The 16048-nt window shown below is 34.5% G+C and carries 16 protein-coding genes; 9 read left to right on the forward strand and 7 right to left on the reverse strand.

All coding sequences use genetic code 11. The features are described from left to right. Positions 1 to 4: 4 nt before the first annotated feature. The 4 genes from I5168_RS13195 to I5168_RS13210 all read right to left on the reverse strand — a co-directional run bounded on the left by I5168_RS13195 (position 5) and on the right by I5168_RS13210 (position 4128). Positions 5 to 1297 carry an ABC transporter permease gene (locus I5168_RS13195; protein WP_431472066.1) on the reverse strand — a complete coding sequence of 431 codons (1293 nt, stop codon included), beginning with the start codon at positions 1295 to 1297 and terminating at the stop codon, positions 5 to 7. Then, positions 1290 to 2216 carry an ABC transporter ATP-binding protein gene (locus tag I5168_RS13200; protein WP_167341655.1) on the reverse strand — a complete coding sequence of 309 codons (927 nt, stop codon included), beginning with the start codon at positions 2214 to 2216 and terminating at the stop codon, positions 1290 to 1292. The genes I5168_RS13195 and I5168_RS13200 overlap by 8 nt, the downstream gene beginning before the upstream one ends. Positions 2217 to 2441: 225 nt before the next feature. Beyond that, positions 2442 to 3575 (reverse strand): molecular chaperone DnaJ, encoded by a 1134-nt coding sequence (dnaJ, locus tag I5168_RS13205; protein ID WP_431472067.1) that lies wholly within the window; start codon positions 3573 to 3575, stop codon positions 2442 to 2444. Position 3576: 1 nt separating this feature from the next. After that, complete coding sequence (locus tag I5168_RS13210; RefSeq protein ID WP_431472068.1) at positions 3577 to 4128, reverse strand: nucleotide exchange factor GrpE; 552 nt, start codon at positions 4126 to 4128, stop codon at positions 3577 to 3579. A gap of 257 nt (positions 4129 to 4385) precedes the next feature. Between I5168_RS13210 and I5168_RS13215 the strand changes: the two genes are divergently transcribed. Beyond that, positions 4386 to 5039, forward strand: coding sequence for a YceI family protein (locus I5168_RS13215; protein ID WP_042279062.1), 654 nt, complete (start codon positions 4386 to 4388; stop codon positions 5037 to 5039). A gap of 75 nt (positions 5040 to 5114) precedes the next feature. After that, positions 5115 to 5837 (forward strand): hypothetical protein, encoded by a 723-nt coding sequence (locus I5168_RS13220; RefSeq protein ID WP_431472069.1) that lies wholly within the window; start codon positions 5115 to 5117, stop codon positions 5835 to 5837. A 20-nt stretch (positions 5838 to 5857) separates the two neighbouring features. Here the strand turns inward: I5168_RS13220 and I5168_RS13225 are convergent, their stop codons facing one another. Both I5168_RS13225 and I5168_RS13230 read right to left on the reverse strand, forming a co-directional pair. Beyond that, positions 5858 to 6769 carry a TIGR01777 family oxidoreductase gene (locus tag I5168_RS13225; RefSeq protein ID WP_431472070.1) on the reverse strand — a complete coding sequence of 304 codons (912 nt, stop codon included), beginning with the start codon at positions 6767 to 6769 and terminating at the stop codon, positions 5858 to 5860. 60 nt (positions 6770 to 6829) lie between these two features. Further along, positions 6830 to 7243 (reverse strand): DUF2141 domain-containing protein, encoded by a 414-nt coding sequence (locus I5168_RS13230; protein WP_431472071.1) that lies wholly within the window; start codon positions 7241 to 7243, stop codon positions 6830 to 6832. Positions 7244 to 7399: 156 nt separating this feature from the next. On the opposite strand from I5168_RS13230, the gene I5168_RS13235 reads away from it, so the two are divergent. Beyond that, positions 7400 to 8983: an ABC transporter substrate-binding protein gene (locus tag I5168_RS13235; RefSeq protein ID WP_431472072.1), complete on the forward strand. Its 1584-nt coding sequence runs from the start codon at positions 7400 to 7402 to the stop codon at positions 8981 to 8983. 54 nt (positions 8984 to 9037) lie between these two features. Next, a complete protein-coding gene (locus I5168_RS13240) occupies positions 9038 to 9529 on the forward strand; it encodes a CIA30 family protein (protein ID WP_431472073.1) in 492 nt (163 codons plus the stop codon). On the opposite strand, the gene I5168_RS13245 is transcribed toward I5168_RS13240, so the two are convergent. Beyond that, a complete protein-coding gene (locus I5168_RS13245; RefSeq protein ID WP_431472074.1) occupies positions 9519 to 10094 on the reverse strand; it encodes a porin family protein in 576 nt (191 codons plus the stop codon). The genes I5168_RS13240 and I5168_RS13245 overlap by 11 nt on opposite strands. Before the next feature lie 153 nt (positions 10095 to 10247). On the opposite strand from I5168_RS13245, the gene I5168_RS13250 reads away from it, so the two are divergent. From I5168_RS13250 to secA, 5 genes are all read left to right on the forward strand, one after another. Then, a complete protein-coding gene (locus I5168_RS13250) occupies positions 10248 to 10679 on the forward strand; it encodes a MarR family winged helix-turn-helix transcriptional regulator (RefSeq protein WP_431472075.1) in 432 nt (143 codons plus the stop codon). 50 nt (positions 10680 to 10729) lie between these two features. Further along, entirely contained in the window at positions 10730 to 11293 is a 564-nt protein-coding gene (locus I5168_RS13255; RefSeq protein WP_431472076.1) for a YceI family protein, read from the forward strand. A 153-nt stretch (positions 11294 to 11446) separates the two neighbouring features. Continuing rightward, positions 11447 to 12019 (forward strand): cob(I)yrinic acid a,c-diamide adenosyltransferase, encoded by a 573-nt coding sequence (locus tag I5168_RS13260; RefSeq protein ID WP_167341648.1) that lies wholly within the window; start codon positions 11447 to 11449, stop codon positions 12017 to 12019. 179 nt (positions 12020 to 12198) lie between these two features. Then, complete coding sequence (locus tag I5168_RS13265; protein WP_042279049.1) at positions 12199 to 12420, forward strand: DUF2795 domain-containing protein; 222 nt, start codon at positions 12199 to 12201, stop codon at positions 12418 to 12420. Between the two features lie 118 nt (positions 12421 to 12538). Then, on the forward strand, positions 12539 to 15940 hold the full coding sequence (secA, locus tag I5168_RS13270; protein ID WP_431472077.1) for a preprotein translocase subunit SecA: 3402 nt from the start codon (positions 12539 to 12541) through the stop codon (positions 15938 to 15940). The last annotated feature ends 108 nt before the right edge of the window (positions 15941 to 16048 follow it).

A 16048-nucleotide genomic window follows, 5' to 3' on the forward strand; every position in this document is an offset into this window, starting at 1 on the left:
CTCGTTAATACTTTAACCACTTATATAATTGTTTCCAACTCGTCTTTTTGCCATACATTAAAATACCTACACGGTATATTTTGGCAGCTATATAGGTAACTCCTATTATACTTGCGTATAGCAAGCTTACACTTATAAGAATTTCCCACCAAGTTATTTCTCCAAAAGGAATTCTCATTAACATAACGATGGGACTGGTTAAAGGTATATAACTAAATGTAACCGCAACAGTACCGTGTGGATTATCTATAACTGAGAAAAAACCCACATATATGGATAGCATTAATGGTAAGATGATAGGAAGCATAAATTGCTGTGTATCTGTCTCACTATCTACAGCTGCACCTATAGCAGTATATATGCTAGCGTATAAAAAATATCCTCCTATGAAATAGACGAAAAAGAGGAAAATCAATTGTCCTATTGGTAATTTTAAAATGTCATTGACAAAAGCTTGGGCTTCACTAGCTGTTTGAACTTGATTAACGAGTTGCTCGTTAGCTGGGTTTTGAAGAGAATCTGGTCCCAAAACGACTGACAAAACAATTGCCAGCGTTCCACCTAAAACCACCCAAATAAGAAATTGAGTAATTCCCGCCAGTGACGTTCCTGTTATCTTACCCAACATAAGATATATAGGTTTAACACTGCTCACTATAATTTCTACAATACGATTTGTTTTTTCCTCAATTACAGACCGCATGAGCATGTTACCATATATTATGATGAACATCATTAATAAATATCCTGCTGCTCCACCTGCAGCAATTTTAATCCATCCTGCTTCCTTACTGGTCGTATCGCCATCAAATGTTTGTAACTGCAACTGCTTTTTTACAGTTGCTGCTTGTAAAATGCTAGGTTGAATATTGTTTTCTAATAATTTATACTCAGTGGCTTTTTTGTTTATGGCATTCTCTATTCTTTCTATAAAACCTGAAGATGGATTGTCTTTTGAATAAAAGGTCAAATTTTCGACTTCATTGTCAACACCATATATATGTATCAATCCATAATAGCCTGCCTCCTTAGTAGCAGTTATGGCTTGATCGATCTGATTATCAACTCGAACGAATTTGAAGTTGCTATAGTCTTCAAACAAATCTACATAGGACGCACCAGTCTCATCAAGTATTGCTACAGTCCTAGAATCTTCTCTATTCAAATTTGTGAGCCAACCTATAAGCACAGCTACACCGATGAATATCATAGGACTTACAAAGGTCATTATTATAAAGGTCCTATTACGAACCTTTGTCAAGTATTCTCTTTTAATTATTAAACCTAGTTTACTCATTGCTACCTACGTTTTTAATAAATATATCGTTTATGCTAGGTATAATTTCACTGAAATGAGTTACTTCGCCCAATTGGGTTAATCTATTGAAAACCTCATTTATAGAAACTTCTTTTTGTAAATGAATTTTAAAATCAACTGTATTATCTAGTCCTTTGATATCGGTTGATTGTGCTTGCCACTCAACTGGAAGTTCTTTTAACCATGAATCTGTTTCACTTAAAACACTTATTTGATAATCGTTGTTACGATACTCTTGTTTTACACGGTTAATAGGGCCTTCCAAAACCAAATTTGATTTGTTAATTAAAGCAATATGATCACACATTTCTTCCACACTTTCCATTCTATGAGTAGAAAAAATAATAGTAGCACCTTGATCTCTTAGATATAGGATTTCATCCTTTATGAGGTTGGCGTTTACTGGGTCAAATCCTGAAAACGGTTCATCAAAGATTAATAGCTTAGGTTGGTGTAAAACAGTCACAATAAATTGAACTTTTTGGGCCATACCCTTTGACAATTCTTGCAGTTTTTTATTCCACCATCCTTGCATCCCTAATCTTTCAAACCAAAACTCCAGTCGTTGCTTAGCTTCTTTTTTAGACAGACCTTTTAATTGGGCTAGGTACAGGCATTGCTCGCCTACTTTCATGCTTTTATACAAACCACGCTCTTCAGGCATGTATCCAATTTGTGCAATATGATTTGGTGCTAGTGGTTCACCATTCAATAACACACTACCTTTATCAGGCATTGTAATTTGATTGATAATTCTAATAAGAGAAGTTTTACCTGCACCGTTTGGACCTAATAATCCATATATAGATCCTTCGGGAACTTTTATGGTCAAATTATTCAATGCAGTATAATCGCCATATTGTTTTGTTATGTTTTCTGCTTGTAATGCGTATCCCATATTCAATAATGAAACACGCAAGTTAACAATATAGGCCGTGGTATAAAGTATTTTAGATATATTTAATAGGAATGATTTATTTAAAGGTAGATTAAGCCATAAAAAAACCCACCTCTTTTGACAAAGAGGTGGGAAAAATTGCTATGAAAAAGAAAAATAACAACTGGTGTTGAAACCAATTGTTATTTCAAATATAGAACTTTTTTCTAATTCATTAAGTTTTTTTTAAGAAAACATGTCTTTTACCTTTTCAAAAAATGATTTATCCGACTTCTCAGGAGCTGGTTCAAAGTTTGAATCGGCCATCATATTTTCAAAAAACTCTTTCTGCTCACGAGTTAAGTTACGTGGTGTCCAGACGTTTACATGAACAAGTAGATCACCAGTTCCATAACCATTTAAGCTAGGCATCCCTTTTCCACGTAATCTTAAAATTTTTCCACTTTGAATTCCAGATTCTATCGGTATTCTGACTTTTCCTGTAACCGTTTGAATTTCTTTAGAGGTTCCTAATACAGCTTCTGGAACACTTATATATAGGTCATAGTGTAAATTATTTCCTTCTCGTTGTAGTGATTCATGAGGTTTAACTTCAATATCAACTAGTAGGTCTCCACTCACACCATTTCCTGGTGCATCGTTCCCTTTACCACCTACCTTTAATCGCATGTCACTTTCAACACCAGCAGGAATTTGAATAGTCACTAACTCCTCTTCTACTATGAGACCTTGAGAGTCTGCACCATTAGGTTTTTTGTCCAAGATTTGACCTGATCCACCACAGGTGCTACAAGGAGCGCTGGTTTGCATTCTTCCAAGAATCGTGTTTTGAATACGAGTAACTTGTCCGCTACCGTTACAAGTGCCACAAGTTTTATAAGAAACTCCTGCCGCTTGTTTTTTACGTTTAACCTTAACCTTTTTATCTACTCCATTTGCAGCCTCTTCTAGGGTAAGGGATACTCTTATTCGCAGGTCTTTACCTTTAACTCTGCGGCGTCCGCCGCCGCCACCGAATCCTCCAAACCCAGAAAAGCCACCACCAGCACCGCCGAATATATCGCCAAACTGACTAAAGATATCATCCATATCCATGCCGCCAAAATCACCAGAGCCACCTCCAAAACCGCCAGCGCCACTCGTATATGCCTGATGACCTAGTTGATCATATCTAGCTTTTTTCTGAGGATCGCTCAAGGTTTCATAAGCCTCGGCTGCTTTTTTAAACATTTCTTCTGCCTCTGCATCACCAGGATTCTTATCTGGATGGTATTTAACCGCCTTTTTACGATATGCTTTCTTAATCTCTGCAGCACTCGCATTGCGATCTATACCTAATACTTCATAAAAATCTGCCATATTATTTTCCTATAACCACTTTTGGGTAACGTATCACTTTGTCACCTAGTTTATATCCTTTTTCTATTACGTCAATGATTTTACCTTTCATATCATCATTAGGGGCTGGAATTTGTGTAACAGCCTCGTGATCGTCTGCATTAAAAGTATCTCCAGCCTCAACCTCAACTTCTTCTAGGTTTTTTGATTTTAATGTATTGCGCAGCTTGTTGCTTATAAGTGTAACACCTGAGGTAAGTTGTTCATCATCAGACTTATTGATTTCTACAAGTGCTCTATCAAAATCATCTAATACCGGTAACATATCCTTTAAAATGCCTTCACCGGCTGTTTTGAATAACTCTACACGTTCTTTGGCTGTGCGACGTTTATAGTTTTCAAATTCTGCAAACAACCTTAAGTAGCGGTCTTTTTCTGCTTGTAACTCCTCTTGAACTTTTTCCAGTTCAGTTTTTTCCTCACTTTGATCTTGCTCTTGAGCAACATCTTGTTCTTCAGTGTTATGCAACACCTCTTGCTCTACTTCTTCTTGTTGTTGTTTATCTTTCGCCATGTTAAACTGGTCTTTTATTTTCTTGTAAAACTTCAATTTTTTCTAATATGTCGATGTATGAGAATTGATAGTTTGAATTTGTACGCTTTCGCGAAAGCGTAATTATCAACAACAATGCACAAACATCATCGCGCCTGAAGGAGCAAAATTACTGCCATCTAGTGGAACGATGTCAAAATGTCACAGGATTTTTTAATAAACCTTTAACCTGTTTAATTGTAGGTACATGTAATTTTACAACAACTTAAATTCAAATTATGAAAACGTCATTTATAAAATTTGCTAGTCTAGCACTTTTATTAGTAGGTGCAGTAGCTTGTAAAGAAAACAAAAACGAGGTAGATGCTACTGAAGAAAAAGAAGTTGCTGAAGCAACTGTAGAAGCTGTAACATACACGATTGATACAGAAGCATCAAACATTGCATGGGTAGGTTCAAAACCAACCGAAGATCACACAGGAAACATCTCACTTAAAAGTGGAATGGTTAAAGTGAACGGTGAAACTTTAGAAAGCGGTGAGTTTGTAATCGACATGACCTCTATCGAGGTAACAGATCTTGAAGGTGACAAAGCTGCAAGTCTAAAAGCTCACCTAGAAGGAACTGTAGAAGACCAACAGACTGACTTTTTTAATACACCAGAATATCCTACGGCAAAATTTGTTGTAACTGGAATTGAAGGTTCTACTTTATCTGGAAACCTTACTCTTAAAGATGTTACTAAAAATGTATCATTCCCTGTTACTGTAAAATATGAAGGTGATAAAATGATGTTAGACTCTGAAGAGTTTACTATTAACAGAACAGATTGGGGAATTAAATACGGATCTGGGACATTTTTTGACATAGCCGCTAATAAAGCAATTAGTGATGACATTAAATTAACTGTAAATTTAGTAGGAACTAAATAAGCAAAAGTTTTTTGATAATTGATCAAAGACCTATGAGTTCAAACCTCATAGGTCTTTTTTATTTTTGCTTACAGTATGAAACTTACCCAACCTCTTTTTATTTTTTTACTGCTATGCTGTTTAAGCAATAAGTGTGTTGCCCAAGATGAACCTTTTAAAATCGATTCTTTAGTTACCATTAATTTGGCTGAAGGAATAGATCTTAGTCACAAATATTCCAATAGACATCAAACGAATGAAGTAGTCGTTTTTAAACAGTATGACACTTATTATATTATTAGGAAAAGGAGTTTAGGCGATAGGATTCATTTTTGTGACCGGGAAGAATTGAAATCGTTTTATAAATCTACTATTGAAGATTTCATCGATAATAATTCACGATCTATACAAGTCGCTTATAATTCTAGATTTAGTCAAAATGGGGTTTACCAAGCAGTATTTGAATATTATCGGAATCAACAATTGGAACCCTTGCATTATGATACTAGATTATTAGTAATAAAAAACTATTTATATCAAGTAAGTATAATTCAACCTAAAAATAAACATAGTGTGTATTCCAATCAAGATTTTTTTGATAGCATACAATTCAATTCAAAATACACTGGCATCAATCAATATGCTGCTTGTCATCATAACCAAGTCAAAACAGATCATTTATTCAAATTCGAAAAACCATTAAATAAAAAAACTATTAATGGTTTAATGAATCTATTTTATTTAGGTACTGGTATTGCAATAACGGTTGTACTAGTTATTCTTTTAATAGTAGTGCTCAGAAAAAGAAACAATAACTAGCCTGTCAATGATTATTTTCTTTAGGATAAATAGTTTTGAAGAGCATTTTCTAATTCTCTATATTCAAAAGTATATCCTGTTTTTTCAATTTTTTCACTACTTACATGTTGGCTAGACAAAACGATAGCAGACATTTCACCTAGCATCATTTTCATTATAAATTTGGGGACATTTGGTAGAAAAACGGGTTTTCCTATAACCTTCCCTATAGTTTCCATCATATTCCTGTTGCGCACTGGATTAGGCGCAACTCCATTATAAATACCTTCCAACTGTTCTTGAGCTATATGTATAAAAATACCTGAAAGATCGTCAATAGCAATCCAGCTTTGCCACATTTTCCCGTTTCCAAAACCTGCGCCAGCATAGTACTTTACCGGTTTGCTCATTTGGTCAAGAGCACCACCTTTGTCTGAAAGTACGATACCTATGCGCACTATACTGTGTTTCAATCCAAGCTGGGTAAAAAGAGCTCCTATTTTTTCCCAAGCGATACAAACATCTGCTAAAAAATTGGAAGCCGTAGGTGGAATTTCATTTTCCTTTAATGCTCGACCATCTTGTTGATCCGGATAGATCCCTATCGCGCTTGCAGTAGTTACGTGTTCAACTTGATGCTTGTTGTTTTTAAGCGTATCGATTAATAACTGGGTTGAAAACACCCTACTATCCATAATACGTTTCTTAGCATCATCGGTCCATCTTTGAAAAACAGTTTCACCTGCTAGATGAATGATATTAGTAACGCCGTCTAGACATTTTACATCTATACTACCTTCTTTTACATTCCACAAAAAACCTTTGTAGTTAGGCTCATCTTTAATTGCCTCTTGTCTCGTGGTCAAATAATGGACCACATGTCCCTTTTCATGTAAATCATTAACGATTTGTTTACCTACAAGTCCTGTTGCTCCTGTTATTAGTACCTTCATAAAGTAAAAATAGGATGACTTAAAGACATCCTATTACTTATTATCAAGAGATTAACGTTATTACAACCTTACAATAATCTCTTTGTTTTCACTAATCTCAAATTTGGCCTCGCTCCATTGTGGTGGACCATAGCTCATGGGATTATTACTCAATCCATATGCCTCAGTAGGCATACCATTATCGGTAAAATCCATTCTTTGATTATTATTCTTGTCGTGCAGTACGGTCACGGCATACTCACCTTGCGGAATGTTTTCAAAAGTCGCAATCGCTTTACCGTCCTTGATCTCTATACTTGTTGATTGATAAGGTTTCTTATTCCATGTTTCCGCAGTGTTTAAAGCATAAACCATTTTTCCATCATCGGTAGATGCGTTGTTCACAGTTACCGTCAATGTAAAAGTTTTTTCCTCTTGTGCATTTATTGTTAAAGAAACTAATGCTAGTAAAATTGAAGTGATAATCGTTTTCATAATTGTGTGTTTAATATGTTTGACAATGCAAATATGTGATCATGCTTCCGCGAAAGCGTAATTCAACTTACTCAATTGTAAAATATAAGTACTCAATTGTCATCTATCCCTATAACTACCATTAACACATTGAGAATGCATTGTATATTTACGACAATGAGACTATTTATACTCCTGTTACTTGTATTGATTTATAGCTGTAATAAATCTGATCATAATAATTACGGTCCTGTTTTTAAGTATAACGAGCATGCTGGTGTCACAAGTTTAGATCCTGCATTTGCCAAAGACCAACGCAATATGTGGGTTTGTAATCAATTGTATAACACACTCGTCAAATTGGATAAGGATTTAAATGTGATTCCTGATCTTGCTAAAAGCTGGAACATTGACAGCACAGCCACAAAATACACTTTTATTTTAAGGAACAACAGCTATTTCTATTATCCTAATCAAGATAAAAAGGAACGTGTTAAAGCCAGTGATGTCGCCTATAGTTTAAATAGATTAAAAAATGAAGCGCTAGCCAGTCCAGGTTCTACTATAGTAAGTAATATTGAGAATATCGAGGTGACCAATGATAGTGTGTTAAACATTAAACTTAAGCAAGCGTTTCCTGCTTTTTTAGGTTTAATGAGCATGCAGTATGCATCTATATTATCTGAAAATGCAATCGAAGTTCTCGAGTTAAATCCTAGAAGTCAGCCAGTAGGTACTGGTCCTTTCTATTTAAAAAGATGGGAAGAAAACGTAAAAATGGTATTACGTAAAAATCAATCTTATTGGGAAACTGATTCACAGGGAAATAGGCTTCCTTATCTTGAATCAGTAGCGATTACTTTTAAGCCAGATAAACAAAGTGAGTATCTTGAGTTTGCTCAAGGAAATCTTGACTTTATTAACGCTATTGATGCTAGTTATAAAGATGAATTGTTAACCAGCACTGGTGATCTCAAAGAGAAACATCAACAAGATATAACCCTTGCCAAAGCACCATTCTTAAATACAGAATATCTAGGAATTAATTTAAAGTCTAAAAATCCTGCATTGCAGTCAAAAAAAATAAGAACTGCCATAAATATAGGGTTTGATCGTGGCAAAATGATTACCTATTTAAGAAACAACATAGGAATACCAGCTACGCGTGGTTTCATTCCTGCTGGTTTACCAGGTTCTCAACAAGCACCAGAGCTCATTTATAATAGGAAAAAAGCTCGTGAATTGGTAAATGCTTATAAACAAGAATCAGGTGCCAATTCAGTAATTATCAATCTAGCTACCAGCGCAAATTATTTAGACCTTTGTGAGTTTATCCAAAAAGAATTAGAAAAAATTGGTATTACTATACAAATTGAGGTAATGCCGCCAGGAACTTTAAGACAATTGCGTAGTAAAGGACAATTAGAAATGTTTCGTAGTAGCTGGATTGCCGACTATCCAGACGCTCAAAATTACCTAAGCTTATTTTATTCTAAAAATCATACACCATCAGGTTCTAATTATAGTTTTTTTCATGATGATCACTACGATGCTTTATACAAAAAAAGTATTGTCACAGCTAGTGTAGACGAACGAGTGATACTGTATAAAAAAATGGACAGTATTATTAATGAAGAAGCTCCTGTAATACCTCTATACTATGATGAAAGTACCAGATTTTACCCAAAAAATATAATAAACCTAAAAGCAGATCCGACCAATATTCTTGATCTTACATCGGTAAAAAAATTAAGTAAGTAATAATTTACGCGACTTATATAAAAAATGCGTTTTCTGTTCTTCATTTTATGCCTTATGCTAACCACCACTCATACTATAACACCAGATAAAAATGATGCTGAAAATTGGTATGTAATAAATGATGGCGTGATGGGTGGATTGTCACAATCTAATTTTGAGATCACAAGTAAACAACTACGATATTACGGTCATGTATCGACAAGAAACAACGGTGGTTTTGCCTCGTTGCGATATAATGTAAAACCTTTAGATATTAACGAGGTTAAATCCTTCAAGCTCACGATAACAGGAGATGGTAGCGATTTTGAATTTAGGTTGAGAGCTGCGCAAGATTCCTGGATATCTTACGTATATAAATTTCAAACAACTGGTGAAAAGCAAACCATTAATTTTACCGTAAAAGATTTAAAACCTCAATACCGCGGTAGAAAATTAAATAAAGAAGTTTATAATGGAAAACAGCCCATTGAAATTGGGCTGCTTATTGGTAATAAAAAGGAACAAGATTTTGAAATCTTGTTTCATAACTTAGAAATTATAGAGTAAGACTAAGTCCTAATATGATTTGACTAGGTCTAGTATCAAGTGTACCTAGAGATCCTACATTGGTGAACTCGGCTTCGTTTTCTGTAAAACCACGTTCATAACGCACATCAATACCCAGATTACCTAAATTAACGCCTACTCCAAATTGTGCTCCTATGGTAAAATCCTCTTCTACGTCATCAATATCAACATCCTCAAGGTCAGTATCTAGAATATATTGAAAACTAGGCCCTGCAAAAATATGGAGAGGTCTTATAATATTGACACCTACTAAAACAGGAGCATCCAATTTATTAACTTCAAATCCCAGCCCATTATACTCACTATTCAATTGAGTATACATTAATTCTGGTCTTATATAAATAGCTCCTAAATCAATTTTCCCAAAAACACCAACGTGAAATCCTATTTTCTCATCAGGATTATCAATAATAGTTTGACCGTCTTGAGATAAATCTCCTGTAGACCCATAATTAACTCCTGCCTTTAGTCCTACTCCTCCATCAGTTTGAGCTTGAGCAAAATAAACAGACATCAAGGCAATTAAACAAATCAATTTTCTCATAGCAATTTTTCTTTTGTTAACGTTCAAACTTACTATTTATTCTCTTTGCATTTCTTTGATCTTAAAAAGCTTAATTTATTTTTAACATGAAATAAATCTAATCGTAAGAGTAAAATAATATATTTGTACCTACAATTAATTCAATTGTAATTAATGAAAGAAAACAAAATGCATATTCCGCTTTCGCGAAAGCTAACTACTACAATCATCAAGAAGGGTACAGACTTTACTGATGAAGTAAGTAGCGCTATAAAAGAGCAAGGAATAACCCTTCAACAATTTAATGCATTGCGTATTTTAAGAGGTAGAAATGGTAAACCAGCCAGTTTACAGGATGTAAGCAAGGACATGATTCACGCCAATTCTAACACCACTAGAGTAATCGATAAATTAGTTACAAAAAAATTGGTAAAACGAGTACAATGTCCGTCAGATCGCAGACAAATTGAAATTACCATAACTCAAGAAGGATTAAATCTACTAACTATCCTCGACCATCAAGTGGACGAAAAAGAAAGCGAAATCACTCAAAACCTTAACGACGAGGAGAAAAATCGATTAATTGCCCTTCTTATGAAGCTTTAAAAAAATTTTAATAAATATATGTATATACAATTAATGTAAAAACAATTAAAATGAATCTAATTTTTAAATCGACTGTTGTTCTAGCTATAGTAGCTGCAACATTCACAAACAATGTTAACATGAAAAAAATAAATACTGAAAAAAGCACCGCTGTATGGACCGGTAAGAAATTTGGTGGACAGCACACAGGAACTATTAATCTAACATCGGGAACTTTAGAGTTTGAAAATGATAAGATTAAAGGTGGAAGTTTTGTAATTGATATGTCTAGTCTGGTAGTTACAGATCTAGAAGGAGAAATGAAAGGAAAATTAGAAGGTCACTTAAAAAGTGATGATTTTTTTTCAACAGCAAATCATCCACAAGCCACTCTAGATTTTACGAGTATTGATAATAAGGAAGGAAATGCGACAATCACTGCAGATTTGTCAATTAAAGGTATTACTCACCCAATAACTTTTGATCTTACTTATAACAATAATGAAGCTAGCACTACCCTTGTTATAGACAGAAGCAAGTACAACGTAAAATATGGGTCTAAAAGTTTTTTTAAGGGATTAGGCGACAATTTTATCTATGATAATTTTGAGGTTGAAGTATCCTTAATTTACTAGCAAAATTTCAAATTGAACTATTATAGTGAATTAAATCCCACGAATGCTATTCGTGGGATTTTAATTTTATACAATAATAAGGTGCGTATAGATTATGATACTTTTTAGTAAACTCTTGCGTCATACTAGTACATTTGTAGGAATCTTATTTTTATGAAAATCTATACTAAAACAGGTGATAAAGGAACCACTGCTTTATTTGGAGGCACAAGAGTACCTAAACATAATTTAAGAATTGATAGTTATGGTACGGTTGACGAGCTCAATTCATGGATAGGTTTATTGAGAGACCAACCAGTTACAGCGTCTACTAAAAAAATTCTTATCGATATACAAGATCATTTATTTACAGTAGGTGCTATACTAGCAACACCACCAGAAAAAGAAAAATTGAAAAATGGTAAAGATCGCCTTAATATTTCCAAAATAGCCGATGAAGATATATTAATGCTAGAACAAGAAATGGATAGAATGAATGAGGATCTTCCGCCTATGACTCACTTTATTCTTCCTGGCGGACATCAATCGGTGTCATTTTGTCACATTACTAGAACAGTATGTCGAAGAGCAGAGCGTTTAGCTAGTGAATTAAACGAAAATACTCCTGTTGACGAACAGGTTTTAAGGTATTTAAACAGACTGTCTGACTACTTATTTGTCTTGGCACGTAAATTGTCATTTGATTTGCAAGCCGAAGAAATAAAATGGGTCCCAAAAAAGTATTAAGAATCAGTTGATTTTAAATCAGCATTCACAAGTGGGGTAACTGAGTCTATAACACTGGGCACAAAACATTTTGATTTTCAAAAGCTTGTACGCTCTTTGCAAATCTTGAATCATTAATAAATAATAACTTGCATAAATCGACGATAAGTTTATTTTTGCAAAAATTAACGAGTAAAATTATGTATTGGACGCTTGAACTAGCATCATATTTAAGTGACGCTCCATGGCCAGCTATGAAAGATGAGCTTATTGACTATGCCATACGTACTGGGGCACCTTTAGAAGTGGTTGAAAATCTTCAAGCAATTGAAGATGAAGGTGAAATATATGAGTCTATTGAAGAAATATGGCCCGATTATCCTACCGATGAGGATTACCTCTGGAACGAGGATGAATATTAAAAAACAATTACATCATAAAAAAGTCTCGCAAAGAGACTTTTTTTTTGCTTGAATTTAGGATATTAGCAAAGGTAGTATTCATTTTTTAAACTACTATTAATCAATTAAGTAACAATATATGGGACTATTAGATTCCGTTTTAAAAATCTTTGTTGGAGATAAAGCAAAGAAAGATATTAAAGATTTACAGCCTTACGTGAATCAAATTCTTTCCTTTGAGAAGGAATTAAGTTCTCTTTCCATAGATGAATTAAGAGCAAAAACTCAAGAATTTAAAGATAAAATTCAAGCTGCTAAAAAGGATACTTTAGAGCAAATTGAAAATCTTAAACTTCAAGTAGAACAAGAACAAGACATCGATAAAAAGGAAGATTTATATAATGAGATCGACCAATTAAATGATGTTGCTTATGATCAAACAGAAGCTGTTCTAGAAGAAATAATGGCCGAAGCTTTTGCTGTTGTTAAAGAAACTGCAAGACGTTTTGTTCAAAATGAAGAATTAATAGTACAGGCTTCACCTAGAGACCGTGAACTTTCTGCTGTAAAAGATTATGTTCGATTAGATGGTGACAATGCTATTTGGGCCAATTCTTGGGATGCAGCTGGTAAAGCAGTTACTTGGGATATGATTCATTATGATGTACAGCTTATTGGTGGTACTGTACTTCATCAAGGAAAAATTGCCGAAATGCAAACTGGTGAAGGTAAAACACTCGTAGCTACTCTTCCTGTTTATCTTAATGCCTTAACTGGTAATGGTGTTCATGTAGTTACCGTTAACGATTATCTAGCAAAACGTGATAGTGCCTGGATAGGACCTATTTTTGAATTCCATGGACTTACTATCGATTGTATCGATTATCACAAACCTAATTCAGAAGAACGTAGAAAAGCTTATCTAGCAGATATTACCTACGGTACTAATAACGAGTTTGGTTTTGATTATTTGAGAGACAACATGGCTCACTCGCCAAAGGATCTTGTTCAACGTAAACACAACTATGCAATCATTGATGAGACCGATTCGGTTTTAATTGATGATGCTCGTACGCCTTTAATCATCTCTGGTCCTATTCCAAAAGGTGGTGATCGTCAAGAATTTGACATGTTGAAGGCTCCTGTCGAGAATGTGGTAACCATTCAACGTAGAGAATTAACGCAAACACTTGCACAAGCCAAGAAATTGATTAATGACGGTGACACTAAAGAAGGTGGTAAATTACTTTACACAGTTTATAGAGGATTACCTAAGAATAAGGCATTGATAAAATTCCTAAGTGAAGAAGGAAATAAAACTTTACTTCAAAAAACTGAGAATTTTTACATGCAAGATAACAATCGTGAAATGCCAGAGATTGACAAATCTCTTTATTTCGTGATTGATGAAAAGAACAATCAGGTTGAATTGACCGATAAAGGTATTGAGCATTTATCAGGTGCCGAAGATCCAGAGTTCTTTGTACTTCCTGAGTTAGGTATTGAGATTGCCAAAATTGAAAAAGAAGATATTTCTGCCGAAGAACAAGCTGAAAAGAAAGAAGATCTGTTTCGTGAATATTCGATAAAATCAGAACGTATTCATACTCTAAATCAACTTCTTAAAGCTTACACTCTTTTTGAAAAAGATGTTGAATATATAGTTGCAGAAGAAGAAAAAGAAACTGCAAAAGGGATTACACGTGAAATGTCTGTAAAAATTGTTGATGAACAAACAGGTCGTGTAATGGAAGGACGACGTTACAGCGATGGTTTACACCAAGCAATTGAGGCAAAAGAAAATGTAAAAATTCAAGACGCCACACAAACCTTTGCTACCATTACCTTGCAAAACTATTTCCGTATGTATAAAAAATTATCGGGAATGACAGGTACTGCAATTACTGAAGCTGGTGAATTCTGGGAAATCTATAAGTTAGATGTTGTTGAAATTCCAACTAACAGACCAATTGCTCGTGACGATAGACAAGACTTGGTTTATAAGACTAAACGTGAAAAATATAAGGCAGTAATTGATGAGGTTTTATCTTTAAGAGAACAAGGAAGACCTGTTCTTATAGGAACAACCTCTGTTGAAATTTCAGAATTATTAAGTCGTACATTACAACGTGCAGGAATAGAACACAATGTTCTTAATGCAAAACAGCATAAAAAGGAAGCTGATATAGTCGCTCAAGCTGGTAACCCAGGACAAATAACCATCGCTACAAACATGGCTGGTCGTGGTACAGATATTAAACTATCAGACGAAGTTAAGAATGCAGGTGGTCTTGCCATAATTGGTACAGAACGTCATGATTCTAGACGTGTAGATCGCCAGTTAAGAGGTCGTGCTGGTCGTCAAGGTGATCCAGGTAGTTCACAGTTCTATGTCTCTCTTGAGGATAATTTAATGAGGTTATTCGGATCAGAGCGTATGGCGAAAACTATGGACCGATTAGGAATGAAAGAAGGTGAAGTTATTCAACATTCTATGATTTCTAAATCCATTGAACGAGCACAGAAAAAAGTAGAAGAAAACGCATTTGGTGTGCGTAAAAATCTTCTTGATTATGATGATGTAATGAACACGCAACGTGAGGTAATTTATAAACGCCGTTATAATGCCTTATTTGGAGAACGTCTTGCTGTAGATATCGCAAACATGATCTATGATATCGCCGAAGATGTAACTACAAGTAATAAACTTGCTCAAGACTACAAGAATTTTGAATTTGAATTGATAAGATTTTTCTCAATGAGCAGTCCTATCAATGAATCAGAATTCAAGTCAAAATCTGATCAAGAAATCACAGGTATCGTTTATAAAGCAGCATACAACCATTATAAGGATAAAATGGAGCGCACTGCGCAAGAAGTGTTTCCGGTAATTAAAAACATCGTAGAAAATGATGAACGTAATTATGAACGTATTGCAGTTCCTTTTACTGACGGTATAAAAACACTTAATGTAGCGACTAACCTTAACGATGCTTACGAGAGCGAAGGGAGAACTCTAGTTACAGATTTTGAGAAAAACATTACGCTAGCCATAATTGATGACTCTTGGAAAAATCATCTACGTCAAATGGATGAATTACGCCAAAGTGTGAGACTAGCTGTCCATGAACAAAAAGATCCTCTACTTATTTACAAATTTGAAGCCTTTGAACTTTTCAAACAAATGGTCGATAAAGTAAATAAAGAAGTAATAGGATTTATGTTCAAAGGTGACCTACCTACTAGAGACACTTCAAACATAAGTGAAGCAAGAGAAAGAAAGACTGAAAAAACTACCACTCAAAAAGAAGAAGTTTTAAACAGCGATGAGCGAGCAGCACAAGCTAGATCAGTTGGAGCAGGCGCTAGTCAACAACGTCCACAAGTTACTGAGACCATAACCCGTGAACAACCTAAAATCGGTCGTAATGAAAAGGTAGTGATTAAGAACGTGATGACAGGTGAGACTAAAGAAGTTAAATTTAAACAAGCAATCCCTTTAATAAACAAAGGTGAATGGGTGGTTCAAGGTAAAGCATAATTGTAACTATCACCATAAGATAAATCCTCAACATTTTTTGTTGGGGATTTTTTTATTCAGTAAACCCAGTTAAAATATTCTTAGTTAACAACTTACTAACTACAAAAG

It is taken from the genome of Nonlabens sp. SCSIO 43208, from assembly GCF_050703575.1.
Classification (GTDB): Bacteria; Bacteroidota; Bacteroidia; order Flavobacteriales; family Flavobacteriaceae; genus Nonlabens; species Nonlabens tegetincola.

Excerpts from the sequence above, each read along its gene's own strand:
- secA (WP_431472077.1), top strand. The coding sequence starts at position 12,539 with ATGGGACTATTAGATTCCGTTTTAAAAATCTTTGTTGGAGATAAAGCA.
- I5168_RS13250 (WP_431472075.1), top strand. The coding sequence starts at position 10,248 with ATGAAAGAAAACAAAATGCATATTCCGCTTTCGCGAAAGCTAACTACT.
- I5168_RS13225 (WP_431472070.1), bottom strand. The coding sequence starts at position 6,769 with ATGAAGGTACTAATAACAGGAGCAACAGGACTTGTAGGTAAACAAATC.
- I5168_RS13265 (WP_042279049.1), top strand. The coding sequence starts at position 12,199 with ATGTATTGGACGCTTGAACTAGCATCATATTTAAGTGACGCTCCATGG.
- I5168_RS13210 (WP_431472068.1), bottom strand. The coding sequence starts at position 4,128 with ATGGCGAAAGATAAACAACAACAAGAAGAAGTAGAGCAAGAGGTGTTG.
- I5168_RS13195 (WP_431472066.1), bottom strand. The coding sequence starts at position 1,297 with ATGAGTAAACTAGGTTTAATAATTAAAAGAGAATACTTGACAAAGGTT.
- I5168_RS13215 (WP_042279062.1), top strand. The coding sequence starts at position 4,386 with ATGAAAACGTCATTTATAAAATTTGCTAGTCTAGCACTTTTATTAGTA.
- I5168_RS13220 (WP_431472069.1), top strand. The coding sequence starts at position 5,115 with ATGAAACTTACCCAACCTCTTTTTATTTTTTTACTGCTATGCTGTTTA.
- I5168_RS13240 (WP_431472073.1), top strand. The coding sequence starts at position 9,038 with ATGCTAACCACCACTCATACTATAACACCAGATAAAAATGATGCTGAA.
- I5168_RS13235 (WP_431472072.1), top strand. The coding sequence starts at position 7,400 with ATGAGACTATTTATACTCCTGTTACTTGTATTGATTTATAGCTGTAAT.
- I5168_RS13260 (WP_167341648.1), top strand. The coding sequence starts at position 11,447 with ATGAAAATCTATACTAAAACAGGTGATAAAGGAACCACTGCTTTATTT.
- I5168_RS13255 (WP_431472076.1), top strand. The coding sequence starts at position 10,730 with ATGAATCTAATTTTTAAATCGACTGTTGTTCTAGCTATAGTAGCTGCA.
- dnaJ (WP_431472067.1), bottom strand. The coding sequence starts at position 3,575 with ATGGCAGATTTTTATGAAGTATTAGGTATAGATCGCAATGCGAGTGCT.
- I5168_RS13230 (WP_431472071.1), bottom strand. The coding sequence starts at position 7,243 with ATGAAAACGATTATCACTTCAATTTTACTAGCATTAGTTTCTTTAACA.
- I5168_RS13245 (WP_431472074.1), bottom strand. The coding sequence starts at position 10,094 with ATGAGAAAATTGATTTGTTTAATTGCCTTGATGTCTGTTTATTTTGCT.
- I5168_RS13200 (WP_167341655.1), bottom strand. The coding sequence starts at position 2,216 with ATGGGATACGCATTACAAGCAGAAAACATAACAAAACAATATGGCGAT.